General features: G+C 35.5%; 13 protein-coding genes and 2 pseudogenes. 9 read left to right on the top strand and 6 right to left on the bottom strand.

Translation table 11 applies throughout. From position 1 onward, the window contains the following. Nucleotides 1-349: 349 nt before the first annotated feature. Entirely contained in the window at nt 350-964 is a 615-nt protein-coding gene (locus IE155_RS05510; RefSeq protein WP_189377122.1) for a hypothetical protein, read from the bottom strand. A 132-nt stretch (nt 965-1,096) separates the two neighbouring features. On the opposite strand from IE155_RS05510, the pseudogene IE155_RS05505 reads away from it, so the two are divergent. Next, a pseudogene (locus IE155_RS05505) lies at nt 1,097-2,241 on the top strand (IS3 family transposase). 439 nt (nt 2,242-2,680) lie between these two features. Here the strand turns inward: IE155_RS05505 and ttcA are convergent. The 4 genes from ttcA to IE155_RS05485 all read right to left on the bottom strand — a co-directional run bounded on the left by ttcA (nt 2,681) and on the right by IE155_RS05485 (nt 6,289). Continuing rightward, nucleotides 2,681-3,577 carry a tRNA 2-thiocytidine(32) synthetase TtcA gene (ttcA, locus tag IE155_RS05500; RefSeq protein ID WP_189377120.1) on the bottom strand — a complete coding sequence of 299 codons (897 nt, stop codon included), beginning with the start codon at nt 3,575-3,577 and terminating at the stop codon, nt 2,681-2,683. A gap of 210 nt (nt 3,578-3,787) precedes the next feature. Next, a complete protein-coding gene (gene uspE, locus IE155_RS05495) occupies nt 3,788-4,717 on the bottom strand; it encodes a universal stress protein UspE (protein WP_189377119.1) in 930 nt (309 codons plus the stop codon). Between the two features lie 132 nt (nt 4,718-4,849). Then, nucleotides 4,850-5,569: a fumarate/nitrate reduction transcriptional regulator Fnr gene (gene fnr, locus IE155_RS05490; protein ID WP_189377117.1), complete on the bottom strand. Its 720-nt coding sequence runs from the start codon at nt 5,567-5,569 to the stop codon at nt 4,850-4,852. A 45-nt stretch (nt 5,570-5,614) separates the two neighbouring features. Further along, complete coding sequence (locus IE155_RS05485) at nt 5,615-6,289, bottom strand: sulfite exporter TauE/SafE family protein (RefSeq protein WP_189377115.1); 675 nt, start codon at nt 6,287-6,289, stop codon at nt 5,615-5,617. 198 nt (nt 6,290-6,487) lie between these two features. On the opposite strand from IE155_RS05485, the gene IE155_RS05480 reads away from it, so the two are divergent. Beyond that, nucleotides 6,488-8,695, top strand: coding sequence for a TonB-dependent hemoglobin/transferrin/lactoferrin family receptor (locus tag IE155_RS05480; protein ID WP_189377114.1), 2,208 nt, complete (start codon nt 6,488-6,490; stop codon nt 8,693-8,695). 290 nt (nt 8,696-8,985) lie between these two features. Next, nucleotides 8,986-12,246, top strand: coding sequence for a S41 family peptidase (locus IE155_RS05475; RefSeq protein ID WP_189377113.1), 3,261 nt, complete (start codon nt 8,986-8,988; stop codon nt 12,244-12,246). 164 nt (nt 12,247-12,410) lie between these two features. Here the strand turns inward: IE155_RS05475 and IE155_RS05470 are convergent, their stop codons facing one another. Beyond that, a complete protein-coding gene (locus IE155_RS05470) occupies nt 12,411-12,980 on the bottom strand; it encodes a bacteriohemerythrin (protein WP_189377111.1) in 570 nt (189 codons plus the stop codon). Between the two features lie 382 nt (nt 12,981-13,362). Between IE155_RS05470 and IE155_RS05465 the strand changes: the two genes are divergently transcribed. From IE155_RS05465 to IE155_RS05445, 6 genes and pseudogenes are all read left to right on the top strand, one after another. Continuing rightward, nucleotides 13,363-14,991 carry a cytochrome D1 domain-containing protein gene (locus tag IE155_RS05465; protein ID WP_189377109.1) on the top strand — a complete coding sequence of 543 codons (1,629 nt, stop codon included), beginning with the start codon at nt 13,363-13,365 and terminating at the stop codon, nt 14,989-14,991. A 171-nt stretch (nt 14,992-15,162) separates the two neighbouring features. Beyond that, a pseudogene (locus IE155_RS18130) lies at nt 15,163-15,666 on the top strand (NapC/NirT family cytochrome c); the annotation flags it as partial. Between the two features lie 348 nt (nt 15,667-16,014). Further along, nucleotides 16,015-16,908: an ethylbenzene dehydrogenase-related protein gene (locus IE155_RS05460; RefSeq protein WP_506054832.1), complete on the top strand. Its 894-nt coding sequence runs from the start codon at nt 16,015-16,017 to the stop codon at nt 16,906-16,908. A 114-nt stretch (nt 16,909-17,022) separates the two neighbouring features. Next, entirely contained in the window at nt 17,023-17,373 is a 351-nt protein-coding gene (locus tag IE155_RS05455; protein ID WP_229817057.1) for a cupredoxin domain-containing protein, read from the top strand. A 180-nt stretch (nt 17,374-17,553) separates the two neighbouring features. Further along, on the top strand, nt 17,554-18,372 hold the full coding sequence (locus IE155_RS05450) for a CbbQ/NirQ/NorQ/GpvN family protein (protein WP_189377105.1): 819 nt from the start codon (nt 17,554-17,556) through the stop codon (nt 18,370-18,372). Next, nucleotides 18,362-18,937: a cytochrome c oxidase subunit 3 family protein gene (locus IE155_RS05445; protein WP_229817053.1), complete on the top strand. Its 576-nt coding sequence runs from the start codon at nt 18,362-18,364 to the stop codon at nt 18,935-18,937. The genes IE155_RS05450 and IE155_RS05445 overlap by 11 nt, the downstream gene beginning before the upstream one ends.

The raw sequence follows: 18,937 nt of genomic DNA, 5'->3' as shown, positions 1-18,937 counted from the left end.
CCTTGGTCATGTGTCACCTGATGAGTATGAAAACCAGTTTTTAACTGGAAGCTAGAGGTCTACAAAATCGGGGGAAGATCAAACTGCCACTTTTGCTATTCGTAGGGATAATGACTTTTTGACGGAAAGTCATTGGGATTGGTGCGAAACAATGTGAAATTTAGGTAATGATTTACCAGTCGATTCATCATGTAATTTAATTTTAGGTTTGAAATTGAAGTTAAAAAAACCGGTGAACTAAATGATTCAAGTCGGAAATATCTCAGAAAATGACGTTCTTGAAAGCACGTGATTGGTCCTTAAACGGGCTTTAAAAGAGGCTCCATTAAATAATAAGCCAGTTTCTGAACTAGCTTTTAAGTATGAATTTTTTTTTACCGTTTATTACATAATTAACAAGTTTTTGTATTTCATCGGCATTTACTTCCGAGGGTTCAGAATTTGAGAGGTCAGAATTATTAATTTGATACTGTTCAACGTCGCTTCGATCAATTAATTTTAAGATTTCTCCTGATAATTTACCGTTGTTTCTTTTTCCCCAAACAGATACAACTATAGAGTCATCTTTTTTTAACATACTCTCCGTAATAAAGTGTTTTCTCGATGCTTTTTCTAAAAATAACTTAACGAAATTTAATCGATCTTCATTACTGTCAATATTCTTTATTGCTGTAGTATAACGATCAACCATCTTAAACACTTCTTCATTTGTGCTTAATTGGTTCGTGTTCACTGATTTTTTGGCGTCGATATTATAGATGCAGACATTCTTATTAAAGAGAAATGGTAGAACGCTATATTGATTACCAAACATACTGTCTATAGTTATCGTAGATGATCTACTACAATTAAATGAGTCTTCCACTAACAGAGATAATTTATCTCCTGCACTTTGATAAGCTTGGGCTTGTGTATTAGCCACAGCTAAAACCAAACCAATCACTATAGATGATAGCTTTTTCATTTTATATCCTTATATTTCATTACACTTAATAATTTCAAAATATATACTAAAGCTACTTTATAGTCAAAATGGACTTCCCAGACTTTACTAGACACCCAATGAGTTACATTGTAACTTCAACTAGAGGTGTTTATGAGCAAAGGCAAACGGTATACCCAAGAATTTAAAATTGAAGCAGTTAAGCAAATCACAGAACGTGGTTATTCAGTTGCTGAAGTTTCAGAACGGCTAGATATTTGTACCAAAACGTTATATCACTGGCGCAGCCAGTTATCAGATAAACCAAAACCAGTTAAGTCATCAGATGAACAACTTAGGATCGCTAAACTTGAGGCTGAATTAAAACGCGTCACGGAGGAACGGGACATTCTAAAAAAGGCCGCAAGGTACTTTGCCTGCAACCCCGAGTAAAGTACTGCTTCATCCGAGATCACCAAGATGAATTTTCTGTCAAAGCTATGTGTCGCCTTTTTAAGCTACATCGCAGTGGCTTTTATGCATGAAAAAAGCCCTTAAGTAACAGAGCAATCGAAGATAATCGTTTGCTCAAGCTAATTAAAGCGTTCTATGTGGCTAGTGGTGGTACTTACGGCAGTCCTTGGATACACGCAGATTTACGTGAAGCTGGTGAGCAATGCAGTGTTAATCGAGTAGCTAAGATCATGCGACAGAATAAACTCAAAGCGCAAATAGGCTATAAACGTCGTCATATTAAAGGCGGTAAAACATCTCGTATTGCAGATAACCTGTTAGCTCGCCAATTTAATCCTCCAGCGCCAAATCAAACGTGGGTGAGCGACATTACCTATGTTAGAACCTATGAAGGTTTTTTGTATGTGGCAACAGTCATGGATTTATTTTCTAGGCGCATTGTCGGTTGGTCGATGGATAAAAATATGGATAAGCATTTAGTGATTAGGGCATTGCTCATGGCGGTTTATCAGCGACAACCCAAAGCTGAGGTGATGGTACATAGTGATCAAGGTAGTCAATATGGCAGTGCTGATTACTTAGCATTTATGAAAGAGCACAATCTTGTTCCATCAATGAGCCGAGCAGGAAATTATCATGATAATGCGGTGGCTGAAAGTTTTTTTGCTACGATTAAAAAGCAAATAATTAAACGAAAGATATACTCAACACGTAATGATGCGAAAGCTGAGATATTTAATTTTAGAGAGATGTTTCACAATCCTAAAAAGCGTCACTCACATACAGGCGGTGTTTCACCTACTAAATTTGAGGAAGCATATTTTTCTGAATTACAAACTGTCTAGTGAAATCTGGGAAGTCCAAATAAAGAGAAAAACCCTATCAAATTATCATTTATATTGTCTTTTGTCATCTGGATTTGTTATTTTAGTTGTGTAGTCTCTCATTAAAACATAGAGTTTATGAGCTTGAAGGTTTTCAATGTTTTTTTAATTCATATTAATAGCTATTAGAAAAGAGTTACATGGGCTATATTTTAATGCTCGGGGTATCTTCCTATTGATTTAAAATGCTTGAACGTTTATCACGTTCAAGCTAGCAGTCATTTCAGGACTCGTGCGTGGCAACAGTCGAAGCCCTAGTTGACCTACCTTAGTTTAAAGTACAAAAGCTAGGGTAATCCACCTTGTCGATGTTCTCGATCGACAAAGTTAATCAAAATGTAAACTTGTTTTTAAATAGCTACTATGACTGTAAAGACGGGCTCTGTTCAAAATATGTTGATTAAGAAGCATCTACAATTTCTATATTTTTTATGTCGATTAAGTTTGACGAAGATATTTCAGCTCCACCGAATTCATGCTCTTTTGGCAAAGCAGTTCTATCAATGGCGAGAGTCGAAAAATCGTATAGATTTGTATCAGACAATTGAGAAAGACTAACACTTTGAGTACTCTTAAAAACACTTTCTACACGACCAGGAGACTCAATATCCCAAGTAGTTAACATTGCCTTTATTTTCTTTCTTTGTAAATTCTCTTGTGAGCCGCAGAGATTACAAGGGATGATCGGGTAGTCATTAATCTCTGCTAATTGCGCGATATCTTTCTCTCTGCAATAGGCAAGTGGTCGAATGATGATATTACGTTTGTCGTCACTGAGCAGCTTGGGCGGCATAGCTTTCAACTTTGCATTATTAAACATATTCATAAGCAAGGTTTCAACAATGTCGTCCATATGATGACCTAGGGCTATTTTGGTTGCGCCAATTTTTTCCGCAAAACCATACAATGATCCTCTTCTAAGTCGCGAGCACAAAGAACAGGTTGTTTTCCCTTCAGGAACTTTTTCTTTAACTACAGAATAGGTGTCTTTATCTACAATGTAGTAATCAATACCTTTTTGCTTTAAATAGTTAGGTAGAATTTCTTCAGGGAATCCTGGTTGTTTTTGATCAAGATTGACTGCGACGACTTCGAATTTTATAGGGGCAACATGTTGAAGATGCAACAAGATATCAAGCATTACAAAAGAATCTTTACCTCCGCTTATAGCGGCCATAACTACATCTCCATGCTCAATCATATTATAATCAGCGATGGCTTTACCTACTTTACTCCGCAGTTTCTTTTGTAGTTTATTTATTTTAACTGATTTTTGTTGTTTGTTTTCCAGCACCATATTATTTACCAATATCTTTAGTACGCATACACTGAGAGGGCTATTAATTTGTGCTGCATTATAAAGGTTATTCACGCTTGTGATAAGTAATAATAGTGAGAGTCGTTAAAACATTAGAGGGCGGAGAAAGTGCGCAAAGATATTTAAAGCAAGGTTAAAGTAGTAACCTTGCTTTAAATATATTATTGAATGTTTGAATAAAAAGGTTTATTACATTGCTAATGGGGAGGTATAACCCTCTGGTTTTAAAGCTAATACATCACAATTTAAACCATCAATCACATGTTCAGCGGTATTACCTATTAAAGCGGCTGAAAGCCCTGTACGCCCAATAGTCCCAAGAATTACTAACTCAGCATCTAATGATAATGCTTTATTTTGAATAACATCTTCAGGTAACCCTTCAGATACATGCGTATTGTTAGAGTCTATATTAAATTCTTTAGCATGTGCTGCCATTGCTGTTTGATGATGGTTTAACATCGATTCATTATATTCATTGGCATTAAATTCAGGTATTTCTATGGCTATATTAACGGGGGTACCAGGAAATGAATTTACCAAATGTACGTTTGCATCAATCAATTTTGCTAAGTTGAGGGCTTCTTCTGTGATTATTTTATTAAGTGATATATGTTCTTCTTCGTCACTGCCCACGTTAATTGCAGCTAGAATATTACCATCTTTCGGCCATGAATGATCTTTAACTAATAAAACAGGGCAGGGGCATTTACGCAATATGTGCCAATCTGTTGGGGTAAATATTACGGCTTTAAGTTTGTCATGTTCGTGGGTTCCCTTAATAACAATGTCATAACCTTCGTTTATAACCTGTTCAATGATTGGTTCGAATGGACGATTATGCCAAATAACCTTACTATCGATAATTAACCCTTCGTTATCAACAGCTGCAATTTTTTCAGCAATCCATAATTCACGATCTTTTATGACAGAAGCTCTCATGGCTTCACGTTCTTCACTAGAGAGCATTGTCGTCATCTCATAAGAAAAGTCATATATACTAAGAAAGGCGGTAATTGTCGCATTCGTTTTTTTAGCGAGTTCTATAGAACGTTCGAAGGCTTTTTGATCTTCCGTAGTAGGATCAAATATAGTGAGTATTTTTTGATATTTTTCCATGATTAGCCTCTTAAGTTAAGTTGTCTACTTAATAATAGTGTAGCCCTACAATGATAATGCATCAAAAAAGCATTTAATATTTTGTTTTAAATCAATTAAATAACACTATTAGTAGTCTTTTGTATTAGATGGCTAAATTGCAGCACATTCTCTTAACTTTTCAGCATCAAGTATTTTGATCAATTTTCCCTCGACCTGAATTATGCCACTTTTATGAAACCTATTAAGCAAGCGACTAATGGTTTCTACTGTTAAGCCTATATAATTACCGATATCACTTCGTGTCATTGAGAGCCTAAATTCTGATGATGATAATCCACGAGCATGGTAACGAATGCTTAAAGCGCTGATAAATGTAGCTAAACGTTGTTCTGCATTTTTACGATTAAGTAATGTTAACATTTCTTGATCTGCACGAATTTCTGTACTCATCATTCGTAAGATTTGCTTTTTAAGTTTAGGAACTGAATTTGAAAGATTATCTAGGGTGTCATAAGGTATTTCACATACCATAGAGGTTTCTAGCGCTTTAGCAAAGCTGGGATGAGTTGATGATGCTATTGCGTCAAAACCTAATAAATCACCCGCTAGATGAAACCCTGTAATTTGTTCTTCTCCGTGCTCATCAACAGTAAATGTTTTGAATGTACCAGAACGAATAGCAAATAAAGACTGCATTCTTTCGCCATCTTGAAACAGCTGATCACCTTTATGAATCGGACGTTTACGATCAATTATATTATCAAGTTCTTCTAATTCTTGATCATTTAATGAATATGGTAGGCATAACTCACTGATACTGCAGTTTTGGCAGTGGATATGTTGTTGTCCTGAGCATTGATTAGTAGACATGTTATCCCAGTATAAAAGCAACTAAACTATTTAATAGCGATGTTATTAGAACATCATGTCAGATGCAAATTTTAACGTTACAATCCCATAAATAATTAACAAAAGTGCCATTATTTTTCGGAAATTGTTATTCAATAGTACTGATTTGATTGAAATAGCACCAAATGAAAGAGTCATTAACGCTGGTAATGTACCTAAGCCAAAGAAAAACATAATAATTGCTCCAGATAATAATGATCCGCTTGCTAATGACCATGTTAGAGTAGAATATACTAAACCGCAGGGTAGCCAGCCCCAAATAGCTCCTAAAGCTAAGGCTTGCTTAGGTTTTTCAATAGGGATAAATTTTTTACTTAATGGCGATAGATATTTCCATATACCTTTACCTAACTGTTCAACTTTATTAAGTAACATAAACCATCGCCCAATATAGAGACCTAAGAGAATAAGAAATACACCCGCGATCATTCTTAAAATTGATACAGGAAAGCCAATATTTTTGGCGGCGAGTGACCCTGTTAACCCTGCGATTGCACCAATAAGTGAGTAGGTTGCTATTCTTCCTAGATTGTAAGACAAAATAATTGAGAGTTTATTACTTGCATTTGTTTCTTTATTGACCGCAGAAGATAACATAGTCGTAATGCCGCCACACATTGCTATGCAATGACCTGAGCCAAGAATGCCAATGACGAAGGCTGCAAAAAAATCTATTTCCATTTTTTTAATTAATCCCACTAATAAAAGCGCTAGATTAGCATGTTTTACTTGAGCGTAATCAACTTAATTGTAATTGACTTCTAAGTCATTTATTCATTTGACTCAGATCATTATTTACGTCAGGTAACTAGGATATAAGCTCGTTAAACTTTTATTTTATGACTCAATTTGTGAGTTAACAATGCTATGGAGTAATGTATGTTTAACAAGTCACTTATTAGTTTAGCGATCGTCAGTTTTTGGTTATCAGCAGGTATATCGTTTGCGGGTAATGGCCCTGAAATTTCCGAAAAAACAGAAGCTGAGACTATTGTGGTTATCGGTAAAACGCCGAGAAAAGTACAAGATGTCGTTGGGGCTGTATCTGTTATTAACAGTGAAACTATCGATAGGTTACTAGTACATGATATGGCAAGTCTATTTCGCTATGAAGCGGGTATCAATGTTATAAATTCGGGGAGTCGTTTTGGTGACTCAAACATTGCTATTCGAGGTATTTCAGGTAATCGAGTGACCACTGAAATAGATGGAATTCCTGTTGCAGACCAGTTTAGTGTGGGAAGTTATTCGAATTCTGGTCGTAATACTATAGATCCTGATCTTATCAAACAGGTTGAAATATTACGCGGCCCGGCATCAAGTACCTATGGAAGTGATGCTATCGGTGGTGTAGTTGCTTTTGTGACTAAAAAGCCTGTAGATTTATTAAGTCAAACTGATAGTGAAGTTTATCTTGATATTAAAACTAGTTTTCATTCTATAGATGAAAGTCAGTCAGTGTCATTAAATACTGCTTATGCTTTTGGTCAGTCGAGTGTATTGTTTTCAGGCTCTTTGCGTAAAGGGCATGAGCTTGATAAAAAGCTATCAGGTACACTCGCTAAAGATAGACAAGATAATAAGACAGAGTCGTTTCTTGCTAAGTATTATTATGATATTTCAGATACACAAGAAATTAATATTAGTTATGATTATTTCAACCGTATTACCGAGTCTGATACTCAATCTGTTTTAGGTTTAGAGCGATTTTCGTCAACTACGTCACTGTTGGGTGATGATGAAACTAAACGAACTAACCTTTCAATAAACTATAATTTTATTAGTGAGTTACCATGGGTGGAAGGCGGCAATATTCGTCTTTATGATCAAAAAACACAAACAACACAATTAACTGAAGAAGGGAGAGTCTCTAGAGGTAAGGACTTTTTATACCATCGAGATTTCTTTTATGATCAAGATATACAAGGCTTACGATTTAATTTGTATACAGGTGTTGAATCTAAAGCATTATCACAGCTTATTGGCTACGGTGTTGAATTAAGCCAAAATAAAACAACAGAATCTCGTGATGGTTTACAAACCGATATCACTACAGGGATTTCAACGAACAATATCCTCTCAGAAATATTTCCAGTGAGAGATTTTCCTATTTCTGAAGTTAAAGAAATAGGTATTTATTTGAATGATGAAATCACATTTACAGATTTCCCTATTACTTTTATCCCCGCTATTCGCTACGATAAGTACAAATTAACGCCAAAACCAGATGATATTTATTTAGAAGATAACCCTGCAACAACTGTTGTTAATATTACTGAAGATCGTATTTCACCTAAATTGAGTGTGCTGTACCAACTTAGTGAAGAAAGTAAAGTTTATATTCAATACGTTAAAGGCTTTAGAGCGCCTCCATTTGAAGATGCTAACATTGGCTTAGATATTCCTATGATGAAAATGCGGTCAATACCTAATCCGGATCTTAAGTCTGAAACATCTGATGGTTATGAAATTGGTTTTAGCTATCAAAATGAACAGCATCAATTCGATTTTGTTGCTTTTTATAATGATTACAAAGATTTTATTCAAACTAAGGTTAATTTAGGTTTTGATCCTGCTGTAGGACGTATTATTTTTCAATCTCAAAATATTGATAATACGCAGATTTTTGGTGCTGAAGTAAATTATAAAGGTAAATTTGATCATATGTTTACTGATAATGACAGTATTAATACTTATGTTAGTTTATTTTGGAGTAAAGGAGAGAATAAAGATACTAATCAGCCCATAAATGATATTGACCCTAATACGCTTTTATTAGGAGCTCAGTGGCTAAATAATACGAAAGATCTCTCTATAGCGCTCAATGCTAATATCGTTGGTGCAAAGTCTGATATTGATGATCCAAGCGATGTTTTGGCAAAAACGGCTGGCTATGCTACGTTTGATTTAATTGCTAATATTTATTTTGATAAACAGTTAACCTTATCTGCAGGAATTTATAACTTAACAGATCGTCAATACTGGCAGTGGTCAAATGTAAACGGTTTTGAGGCAACAGACCCATTACTTGAAAGCTTAGTTGCTCCTGGTATTAATGGCTCAGTGCAATTGAAATATATGTGGTAAATATCAACAAAATCACCTTGTTTTAGATAGGTGGTTAGGTGCTATTATTAGATTGAGTTATTAATATAATAATAGAGTAAAATAATTGTACCAAAGACTTAGAGCATCTGTTCTAAGTCTTTTTTCGTTCTGATAATTTCATTTTAATCATAAAAGCATTAGCGTGAACATAAAAAATTTTTTATGCCTAATTTTTACGCTATAGTGATGTTAGCATTCACCTATTGAATGAAAGAGCCATTCTTTCGCAGGGGAATAATTTTAGTTTCATCAATAAAAAGAAATGAATAATGAAAAAACTATTTAAATATTTATTAGTTCTAACTATATTCTTACCTGTTATATCACAAGCAGAAGAAAGCCGCTTATTAAGGCAACCTAGCATTAGCGATAATAACATTACCTTTGTTTATGGTGGTGATATTTGGTTATCTGATTTAAATGGCCAACAGGTTCGTCGAGTTACTAGCACTTCAGCTGTAGAAAGTGATCCTCATTTTTCCCCTGATGGTAAAGTCATTGCTTTCACTTCAAATCGTTCTGGAACCAGTTCTGTTTATACAGTCTCACTAGATGGTAGTGATATTAAGCGATTAACATGGCATGCAAAATCAGCTTACGCGCGAGGTTGGACGCCTGATGGACAATCCGTATTATATGCATCAGCAAGAGAAACTGCCCCTAAAAGTTATCATCGCTTATGGACAGTCCCACGTGATGGTGGTGTGTCACAATTAGTTAGTGAACAGTGGGCATATAATGGCTCGTTTGCTGAAAGTGGTAAACAATTGGTTATAGACCGAATGTCACGCTGGGATGTGGAATGGAGAAATTATCGTGGAGGGCAAAATACACCCTTGGTATTACTTGATTTAACAACATTAAATGAAACCCAAATACCAAGTGACTCTACTATTGATATTGAACCTGTATGGGCAGGTGATACTGTGTATTTTTTATCTGATCGCGACTGGGTTTCCAACGTGTGGTCATATACTCCTAAAAATCACCAAATTAAGCAAATTACCCATTTTAAAAAGAGTGATATAAAGCAACTGGCTTCAAACGGTAAATTATTGGCATTTGAGCAAAATGGTTATTTACATACTTACGATGTAAAAAGTAAAAAACACCAGCAATTAAACATTCAAATTTATGGTGATTTTCCTTGGGCAGAAACTAAATGGCAAGATGTCAGTAAATCAGCAAGTGAAGCATCTTTATCGCCAACAGGGAAAAGAGCGTTATTTTCATCTCGAGGTGAGATCTTTACTGTACCTGTTGAACATGGTTCGACCCGTAATCTCACACAAAGCTCTGATACAGCTGATCGTGCTCCACTTTGGTCACCACAAGGAGATAAAATAGCCTGGTTTTCTGATCAAGGTGAAAAAGGTTACCGTTTGATGTTACAAGATCAAGATGGATTATCTGCGGCAAAAGCAATTTCAATTGGCGAATCAAAAATGGCTTGGGAGCCTACATGGTCACCCGATGGAAAATTTATAGCGTTTGTTGATGATGACGTTCGTATTCGTTTACTTGATTTAACATCTGAGAAAATTATCACTGTAGACGTTGGGGGTAATAACTTAGAAAGGGGGGATAGTGGTTTAGTTTGGTCACCCGACTCTAAATGGTTAGCGTATTCAAAAACGGCTAATAATAGCTTCCGCCAAATTATGATTTGGTCTACTGATAATAATAAGGTTATGCCTTTAACTAATAAATTTGCTGATTCAATATCTCCTAGCTGGGACAAAAGCGGCAAACATATTTATTTCTTAGCAAGTACAGATTACGGCTTAAAAAGTGGTTGGGCTAATACGAGTACCATAGGGGCTAAGTCAGAATATGCGGCATATATTGTTAACTTAACAACAGGTGAAGACTCTCCCTTTATTGCTCGTAGCGATGAAGAAAAAGTTACGGAACCTGAGCATAATAAAGATAAATCTTCAGATAATAGCGATGAGAATGAAAATAAGAACAAAACTGAAAGCATAGCGCCTGTCGTCATAGACTTTAAAGATATTGAGCGTCGTATTATTGCACTACCAATACCAGCCGCAGACTACGAATTTACGATTAATGGACCTGAAGGTTCAGTGTTTATTGCAGAGAGTAATAAAAAAAATCGTTCATTTAAACTTCATAAATTCAGTGTAAAGGATCGCAAAAGTTCACTGTTTATCAGTGATGTTACCTCAGCAAAAATTTCTGCTGACACTAAAAGCCTATTAGTAAAAATCAAAAAATCTTGGCATATTCTTGATACAGGTAAAGAAGAGGCTAAACCAGAAAAAGCACTTAATGTTTCGTTAAAAATGAAACTAGACCGTTTGCAAGAATGGCGTCAAATGTTTGTGGAAGCGTGGCGTTATCAACGTGATTATTTCTATGATCCTAATATGCACGGTCGCGATTGGAACGAAGTGTTTGCTCGATATGAACCACAAGTTGCTCATATAAGACACAGGTCAGATCTTACTTATTTATTAGACCAAGTAAATGGTGAGCTATCTGTTGGACACAGTTTTGTCTTTGGTGGAGATTATCCAGAAGTAGAAAAATCGACAGCGGGTTTATTAGGAGCCAATTTTTCTCCAAGTAAAAAGCATTGGAAAATAGATCGTATTTTTACTACTGAAAGCTGGAATCCAAAATTAAGAGGACCACTTGATCAACCAGGAATGAAAGTAGAAAATGGTCATTACCTTGTTGGCATTAATGGTCAAGAGGTAAGCAGTCACGATAATTTATATCAATACCTTGATGGTACTCTTGGTCAACAAACGGTGCTTTATATTAATGAAACCGATAACTTTAAAGATTCATGGCAAGTTATTGTAGAGCCCATTGCTAATGAGGATTCATTACGACAGCGCGCATGGGTAGAAGATAATCGTCGTTTAGTTGATCAATTGTCTGGTGGAAAGTTAGCTTATGTTTGGGTACCTAATACCTCAACCCCTGGTTTTGTTTCGTTTAATCGCTATTTCTTTGCTCAACAGGATAAACAAGGTGCTGTGATTGATGAACGCTTTAATGGCGGTGGCTTACTTGATGATTATATGGTGGATTTATTGACTAGAAAATTACGAGCAAGTTTAACGAATGAAGTACCTGACGGTCAGCCATTACAATTACCTGCAGGCATAAAAGGCCCTAAAGTGCTTCTGATTAATGAATTAGCTGGTTCAGGTGGTGATTATTTTCCATGGGCATTTCGACAACAAAAAGTAGGCAAGTTAATTGGCGCTAAAACATGGGGAGGATTAGTAAAATCATCAGTCCATTATCGTTTAGTTGATGGGGGAGCTTTAACTGCTCCTGATAATGCTGTATTTGATCCTATCGCCAATGAATGGGTAGGTGAAAATAAAGGTATTGCACCTGATATAAATGTCTATCAAGATGCAAAATCGTTAGCCGAGGGCAAAGATCCACAGCTTGAACGTGCAGTAATAGAATTGCTTGAACAATTGGAAGGTCGTTCATCGAAAGTGATAACCCCTCCTAAATTTTCAACACCAGCGCTTAAACCTTAACTTCGTTTTGCTTATTAAAACGTCGACCAGAATGGTTTGATTGAATCAAGGTATAGAAAGTGAGGAGGTTTACTTTCTGGGGTAATACAAGCGGAAAATATACAGTGGGCTATAACAGCCCACTTTTATTGTATTAATACGTTTAAAAAAACAAAGCAAAATTTCTATGAAACACCCCTGTCGTGGAGGTGTTTACTGTAAGCCTTATCAGTACCATTGATATGATTAATGAGCCATTGAGTTAGAAAGTCGCTAATAATATGCAAGCACTCGTGACCTTCTTTGTTATAGCGTTCTACAAATTGATCTACTTGTTCAATCATATTTTTATGCTGTAGTTTATGAGTCTCTAGTTCCGGATAGTCATTTTCTGCCATTAACTTTTCTTCACGTTCAAAGTGATATTTGGTGTAATTGACTAAATCAGTCAGAGCTTCTTTTTCATAACTTTCACTCATTGCATAATCATAAGCGGTATTAACTTGGTTAAGTAAGTTCAATAGTTTTTTATGATCATTATCAATAGCTTCAATACCAACGCTATATTCATCTTTCCATTTAATAAGCGATTGATTTACTTTTGTTTTGTTATAGAGCATTGGAATAAATATTAGTACCAAAATCAGTATCCAAGAAACAGGATTAGTTAAGCTAGTTAAAAAACCTAAAAATATTGCCACAATAATCAGGCCGATAATGGCTGCATACATTAAAGCCTTAGTACGATTTTTCATTTTAATCCTCCTAAAATAACGTTGACGGAACTAATTATTAATTCGCTAGTATGAATTTATTTTATGCTTTAACTATTTAAAAAAATGTTTAATTTTTCCTTTCTTTGACCTTGATCAAGTTATTTTTTCTTATTAATCAAAAATTTTTAAACATTGATCTGCATCAGTCACATTGCCACGTAATTCAATAATAGTGTCTCCCAACTAGTTAAAGGTTAAATTTTATAAGTCAGTAGTTGAAAGGCTTAATGATTTAATTTGAGTGAAAGTTTCAATCGGTGTTAACGGGTTTAGCACTAAAGTTTTTATAATTAGATAATATTTATAAAACAAGTACTTATCTAGTTATCTTGGTATGTAAAGTAACATCTGGAGAAAACTGATGAAAACAATTAAATATGGTCTTTCAGCGATCAGCTTAGCGATAGGTATAGCTGCTAGTGGTTTTAGTATATCGACCCTAGCAAATGAACCAACATTATCAAAAGCTGATTATGAACAAGCTAAACTACAATATTTTCAACGCTGTGCGGGGTGTCATGGCACGTTGCGTAAAGGTGCTACAGGTAAAAGTTTAGAACCTGAAGAGACATTAAAAAAAGGTCAAACACGGTTAGAAAAAATTATTGCCTATGGTACTGAAGGTGGAATGAATAACTTTGATGATTTATTTACAAAAGAAGAAATAGCTAACTTAGCTACTTTTATTCAAATGACGCCACCAGTTCCGCCAGAAATGTCATTAGAGCAAATGCGTTCACACACAAAAGAATATGTAGCTCCTAAAGACTATCCGAGCAAACCACTACATGGTTTAAATTGGGAAAACTTTTTTGTGGTTATTGAACGTGATGCAGGTAAGGCTGCAATTATTGATGGTGATACTAAGAAAATCGTTACGCATATTGATACGGGTTATGCTGTACATGTCATTAAAGGAACTGAGCACCATAAAGTTGATCATGCTAAAGATGTCGGACGTTTTTGGTACACCATAGGTCGAGACGGGAAAGTGAATAAAATCGATTTATGGCAAACTCCGGATAAAATGTTAGTTGCTGAAACTAAAATGGCTTATGACGCTCGTGATATAGCAGTATCAGGCGATGGTAAATATGTAATTGCTGGAGGTTACTGGCCTGCACATTTCGTTATTATGGACGCTGTTACATTAAACCCATTAAAGGTAGTGTCAACTCGTGGGTATAACACTAAGGGTGAATTTATTAATGAAGCGCGTGTAGCGGCTATTTATACCGCCCCTAATGAATCATCATTCATTGTTGCTGTTAAAGAAACAGGGCAAATGTTACAAGTTGATTACTCTGATTTAGATAACTTAACAATTACGACTATTGCATCAGCTGAATTTTTACATGATGGTTTCTTTGACCCATCTGGCCGTTATTTTCAAATTGCGGCTAACGCCTCTAATAAAATGGTAGTAGTTGATACCAAAGAACGTAAATTGGAAGCAATGATTGATGTTGAATCTTTACCACACCCAGGCCCAGGAGCTAACTGGGTTGATAAAAAGTGTGGTCCGGTTGCTGGTACGACACATTTAGGGGTTGGCTTAGTTTCTGTTTGGGGTAACGATCCTATTGGTCATCCTGATCAAGCATGGAAATTATGTTATGAAGTAGAGACAGATGGCGCTGGTGTCTTTATTCGTACTCATGAAACATCACAATATGTATGGGCTGATCAGTTAAAACACCCTGAGCCAGAAATTCAACAGTCAGTTCAAGTTTTTGATAAAAACACCCATGAAATCGTTAAAACTATTCGTGTAACTGAAGAAGAGGGTAAAGCTGCGCTTCATATGGAATTTAATGATGATGGTAGTGAGGTTTGGGTATCGGTTTGGAATCGAAAAGATGCGAGAAACCCTACAGGGGAAATCGTGGTGTACGATGCTAAAACATTGAAAGAAAAAACACGTATTAAAGGATTAACTACGCCAACAGGCAAGTTCAACGTATTTAATCGTGCGAATCATAAAACTTAGTTTATTCATTTGGTTATGAATATTTAAGTATCGATATTTAAGTGATTTTATTTAAGTACCGATGTGAACATGGTTAATGCCATGTTCACGGTTTTTCTTTTTTGAAAGTAACACGAGTATATTATGGCAAATTCTAAATTCACTAAACCTAGCTTTTGGTCTCGTCGACTTATGTTAGGTACTACAGTTGCCGGAGCAGTCGTTTTCTTCGTAGTAGGAGTTATTTTCTGGGGGGGCTTTAATACGGCAATGGAAGCAACTAATACCTTAGAATTTTGTACTTCTTGTCATGAAATGGAAGATAACGTTTATCAAGAATATAAACCGACTATTCATTTTTCAAATAGAACAGGCGTACGTGCGGAATGTTCTGATTGTCATGTACCAGATCCTTGGGTACATAAAATGGTGCGTAAAGTTCAAGCATCAAAAGAGGTCTTTTACTGGTTAACGGGTAAAATTGATACACCTGAAAAATTCCAAGAGCATCGTTTATCACTTGCTAAAAATGTATGGCAAGCGATGAAAGATACCGATTCACGTGAATGTCGCAATTGTCATAATCTTGAATCGATGAATCCTGAATTTCAAAAACCACGTGCACGTAAACAACATTTAAATGCAATGGAAACTGGGCAAACTTGTATCGATTGTCATAAAGGCATAGCGCATCATAATGTAAGAGATAAATTAACAGATGAAGAGTTAGAAGCTTTAGAGGCGCCTAATCCTAAGTTTATTAGAGAAATTCCTGAAATATATAGTATTGGTTTAGCTAAAATAGAGGCTGAAGAAGCAGAACAAGTTGCAAGGGAAAAGGCAGCAAAAGAAGCTCAGAAAATTGCAGAGCAAGAACGAATAGATGCGGCAGTAGCACAAGCTTTAGCTAATGTAGGAGCAACTAAATCAACTGTTTCTACTCCTGCAACGGTTGAAATACCTTCTACTGTAAGTTCAATTCATGTTGATTGGTCTAAAGCTAATAGCACAGACTTAAACGTATTTTATCCCGGTACGGCATCAATGGAATGGATATTAGGGCGAAATCACGGTGGAAAACGTGCTTTTACTAAAGGTGACCGTTGTATTGCATGTCATGGCGACGAAATTACTGATATTGGTCAAGCAATTGTATCTGGAGAGAGTGATAAAGAGCTTGAGCCTAATATAATTCCAGGGAAACGAGGTAGTTTTCCTGTAACAATTAATGCAACTCATGATAATGAATATATGTATTTACGTTTTAGCTGGTCTGAAGGTCAACATGCTCCAGTTCCTTTTGTTGATGGGGGAAAAATGGATCCTGAACATCCAATGAAATTAGCATTTATGTTGGCAACAGATGATGTTGAGTATGCAGATAGAGCAGGTTGTTGGGCAACATGTCATGCTGATGCTAACTCTATGCCTGATACTCCAGTAAAAGAAACGTTAATAGGTTCAGACCTTGCTAGCAGACTAGATCTCAATAGTGGTGTTACTAAGTATTTAGCTGAAACACGTACAAATATTGAATTGAGAGGGCGTGGAGGTAAAGCATTAGGTGGTTGGGATAAACTCAAAGATGAAAAGGCCATTAATGCCGTATTGAGTAAAAATCAGTTTATGGACCTGTTACGTTATAAATCAGGAGCTGAAACTGTTGAAGATGGCAATATTTCAAAAGAAAGGAATATGCATGGTGGGCAAGGAGCAGAAGTTGAGGCTTCACTTAAAGCAGGTATATGGTCAGTGATCATCAAGCGAAAATTACTCTCCGATAAAATAGGGGATGTGTCAATTGAGGCAGGTAAAGTATATAACTTTGGCTTTGCCATACACGATGATTATTCAAGTGCTCGTTATCATCATGTCTCTTTTGGTTATAAATTAGCATTAGATAATGCTAATGCTGAAATAAATGTTAAAGCCCAATAACGCGTTGATTTATTAAAATTAACTTCCTAGCGTTAATTTTATTTTTAGGCTTTTTGCATAGTCAAAAAGCCTTTTTTTATGAAATGTTTTATCAAGGGGAGGAGGGAGACCTTTATGCTGATTACTCTGAGTAAGGTAAGAGTCATAACTATCAAACGGGTCTGTTTGATTGCTTTATTAATGATTAATTTTCAACTGTCGAGTAAAGAAATTGTGGTGGAAATATTCAAGAAAGAGTTTATTCCTGCCGATGTGAAAATTATTAAGGGAGATACTGTTATTTGGAAAAATATTGAAAAACGCCAGTACCATAATGTTTGGTTTAAGCATTTAACACAAGCAGAGCCAGATTATTTTTTCCCTGGTGAGTCATTTCAAATCACCTTTGATGAACTTGGGAAATATCATTATATTTGCGGGCCCCATCCTAAAATGACAGGGACAGTAACAGTGTTAAGCCCATAGATAATGTTTAACACAAGCCACGTATAAATCATTATCTATACGCATATTTTTCGATATGAATAAAAAAATAAAATGGTTTATTCAATAGCTTGATCCTTATCAAGTAAATGACAGTCTCATTTGCCGGTAAATTAATAAAAGCGTATCTTAACTATCATGTTTAGCAAGCTAAAGAACACTATGACAACTGTAAATATTAAAATATCAAATAGCTCTGAAAGAGAGTTATTTTATCAACAACAAAACAATGAAGTATCACTATTTGAATATGCTTATTCCCATCAACTTCCAGTATTAATTAAAGGACCTACGGGGTGTGGTAAAACTCGCTTTATTACACATATGGCGCAAAAATTAAATAAGCCATTATATACAGTTGCCTGCCATGACGATCTTACGGCTGGCGATTTAGTCGGACGACACCTTATAGGCCCTAATGGCACTTATTGGCAAGATGGGCCATTAACTAAAGCGGTTAGAGAAGGAGGAATTTGCTATTTAGATGAAGTAGTTGAAGCACGAAAAGATACTACTGTTGTATTACATCCTCTTGCTGATGATCGTCGCGTACTTCCACTAGAAAGAACTGGAGAGCTTATAGAGGCGGCTCCTGGCTTTATGTTGGTTGTGTCTTATAATCCCGGTTATCAAAATCTCTTAAAAGGTATGAAACCAAGTACGCGCCAGCGTTTTGTTGCGCTACGCTTTGATTATCCATCGCCGGAGATTGAACAAAATATTATTATTGAGGAAAGCGGTGTAGAACCACACATTGCGTTTAAATTAGTCGAATTGGCTCAAGCATTAAGAAAACTAGAACAGAGTGATTTAGATGAAGTTGCTTCTACTCGTTTATTAATTTATGCAGCCAAAATGATGTCTAGTGGCATGAATCCTATGGAAGTTTGTCGCTGTTGTTTAGCAGAACCTTTAACTGATGATCCTGATACTATTAAAGCGTTAATGGACGTTGCTAGTATTTATTTTTATGAACAATAACAATCTATTAATAAATGATAAAAAATTACCTGGCGATTTGGCTATGTGGTTTTTTATCTTGGCTGAATTAACTGTATTTGCCATGTTCTTTATTGGCTTTGCAATAACTGAATATTTAAACCAACAGTTATTTATTGAAGGAAAAGCTCAGCTTCATACTGCAAGTGGTGTGATTAATACAATTGCATTAATCACTAGTAGTCTTTTTGTTGCTTTGTCTGTGAATGCATTACATCAAAATAAAGTAAAACAAATTGTATGGTATTTAATTTTTGCTTTACTCTTTGCGTTTATTTATTTGTTTGTGAAAAGTTGGGAATATCAATCACTTTTCTTGCAAGGGATTGATATTGAAACTAATACATTTTTCACACTGTACTTTTTAATTACTGCCTTTCATTTTTTACATGTAGTTTTAGGCATGGTTATTTTAATTTTTATGCTGTTAAAGGCTGTAAAAAATGCTTATAAAGAAAACCATTCTGGATTTGAATCAGGCGCATGTTATTGGCACATGGTGGATATGTTATGGATTATTTTATTTCCATTAATTTACGTGATCTAA

It is taken from the genome of Thalassotalea profundi (genome assembly GCF_014653195.1).
Taxonomy (GTDB): Bacteria; Pseudomonadota; Gammaproteobacteria; order Enterobacterales; family Alteromonadaceae; genus Thalassotalea_B; species Thalassotalea_B profundi.
This window is presented reverse-complemented; position numbering and strand designations above follow the sequence as displayed.